The sequence below is a fragment of the Pseudomonas sp. P5_B2 genome (assembly GCF_056400445.1).
The window spans coordinates 1-2,510 of record NZ_JBFULH010000586.1; the positions used below are offsets into that span (position 1 = coordinate 1).

At 51.2% G+C, this 2,510-nt stretch carries 2 protein-coding genes; both read right to left on the reverse strand.

From position 1 onward, the window contains the following. The coding region (locus tag AC1DRJ_RS24305) for a hypothetical protein (protein ID WP_477804394.1) at positions 1-1,558 on the reverse strand (1,558 nt) is incomplete at its 3' end. A 286-nt stretch (positions 1,559-1,844) separates the two neighbouring features. Beyond that, on the reverse strand, positions 1,845-2,510 hold a 666-nt coding region (locus AC1DRJ_RS24310), incomplete at its 5' end, for a glycosyltransferase (protein ID WP_477804395.1).

A 2,510-nucleotide genomic window follows, 5' to 3' on the forward strand; every position in this document is an offset into this window, starting at 1 on the left:
GTGGAACAGATAACACGATTGAACCGCCGACATCGCCAAGTGACCATGCGCCCCATTCCTTTGCGCGACCCCATCCGTTTGATGCATATAACCAAGCATTTCCACCTGGAGCGAAGCTGAGTGGTTCGCCCGGAAAATATTGCTTTAAGCACGAAGGATCGACAACCACGTAGGTTGCGGTTTCCGAAAATCGTGTATCGCATATTTTGTCGATGTACGGAGTGTGCCGAATCATCACATACTTCGCCCCTTCCGCAATCTCCGCTCCGTTTTGCCATGATACTGCACGGGCATCAAAAGAATGCTGAAACGCTGTCAGCGAAACTATCAAATTTCCCACCAGCGGTAGCGTACTGTCATTGGATACCGTGTTACCAGGGGTGAAATCAGCCAATTGATATTCAGCAGCATGGTTCGCATATGCCAATGCATTAACGATCGGCGCGACCGGTGTATCGTACCCCTTAAGCACAAAGATCGAAGCGAATCCCGCTAGAATAGGTGTGACTACACCCGGCGTCAGAGTTATCTTGCTGATCGGAAAGTACGATGCAATGACACGAACGGTGTTCATCATGCCGAGTGTCAAGACGATGAACATGTGCTTCTTGATAGCGTACTCCGAGCCATCACCATGCAGCTTTAGTAGGGCAAATTGGAGGACGGTCAGTCCGACTGCTGCCACTACGGCGGAACCTAGAATCGCATCGACATATTCAGCCTTACCGCACCAGTATCGCCGCAAGTTCCAAGCACCTATTGCCGCGCATATGAGAGCAACCAGCAAAATCGAACTGTACCCAAAACTCAAATAGCCATCATTGGCTGAAATCTCTCGCATGAGTTTGAATGCCGGATTAGCCAAAACAATCACGGCAGACCCAATGACTAGCGCTGCGAGATTGGCAGTATTCCTAACGCGCGGAAACGCTTCTTCGCTCCAGCGACTCCACAACTGGAATGCCATCAAGGCGCAGCCTGCGGCGAGAATATGAACCGCGACTAACGGTTGAATCCACATCGTGATTAGGCCGGCAAGTAAGAATGAGATAGTTTGTTTCCAATATTCTCGATTCTTTGAGACCCAGAGGAGAATGCCGAAATACATCACATCAGCGACGAGTTGAGGGTAGAAGAAGTTGGTGACCACTTCCCAGCCTATTTGAGAGCGGGTGAATCTCAGCAGCAGGAAAGCGAGCGCTAACAGCAATATGCGCGTCGGCGAACTGGCCCCGACAAGAGAAATGATGAGCACGTAGCAGAGATAGACTGAGGCAATAGTGACAATCGTGATTCCCACAAGTCCAGAGCCACCGATCCATCCGATAATCGTCGCCATCCAATGAGCTGCCGGCGGATAGAACGCCATCGTTGAGATGTGCTGAAAAGCGTCGGTTCGAACTCCGGCATGCTTCGCCAATTCATCGACCAGAAGAAGGTGTTGGACGAGATCAAGGCTGCCGTTCTGGATGTATCGGGCGAACCAAAAAGTGAGAAAAGAAAGAATGCATGCGCCAAGCAGAAAATGGCTCGTCTTGAGCTTTGATTGATCCGTCATTGTATGAACCTTATGGGGGCAGTGGGAATGAGCCGATTGTGTGCCTCGCAGCACAGATGGCGGCAACAACTACGGCGATCCCGATCGTCGATATCTGTTGATGTTTTCTTTCTTATTCATAGACGTTCTCTCCTTGTCGACGCGCAGTTTAGTGCTAACTAGGTGGTGTGCTGTCCCTTCGCCCCCACGAGTACTGCTAGCAATAATTTCAGCGGCCGTTCCGAATGTAATTTGGCTTTTTAAGTGGTTTACTATTTGATGTCACGATTGCCAGTCATCCACGAAATCAATCAAAATTTACGCGTTCAGATTCAACCACCAACGGCATGTTGCGCATCTGGGTATGCACCGAACCCAGGTATTCCCCTAACATGCCCAAAAACAATATCTGTACCGAACTGAAGAAGAACAGGGAAATCAGCATGGGGGCGATGCCTATCTGGAACGAGTTCCAGAACAGCAGTTTGGCTACAAGAAACCCGAACGCGGTCAATAGACTGAGTCCCGCCAGCAGTCCGCCCCCCATGACCATGAGGCGCAATGGCACCTTCGAGTGGTTAGTGATGCCAAGCATGGCGATGTCGTACAGCGTGTAGAAGTTGTTCTTGGTGATTCCTCGTTGGCGTCGCGGTTGCTTGAACGGCACCGTGGCGATGGGGAAGCCAATTTCGCAGAGCAGGCCCCTGAAGTACGGGTAGGGGTCATCGATCTTCTTCAGGATGTCCAGCACCACTCGATCGAACAGGCCTGCACCAGTGGCGTTCTGGACCAGTGGAACCTCCGAGATTCGGGTGATGAAGCGATAGTAGCTGCGGCGCAACAGGAACATCATGCGAGATTCTTCGCTTTCCGGCTTCACGGCCAATACCGTCTTGAAGCCCTGCTCCCACTTCTGCACGAACTCTTCGATCATTTCCGGCGGGTCTTGCAGGTCAGAAGCAATGAGTACGCA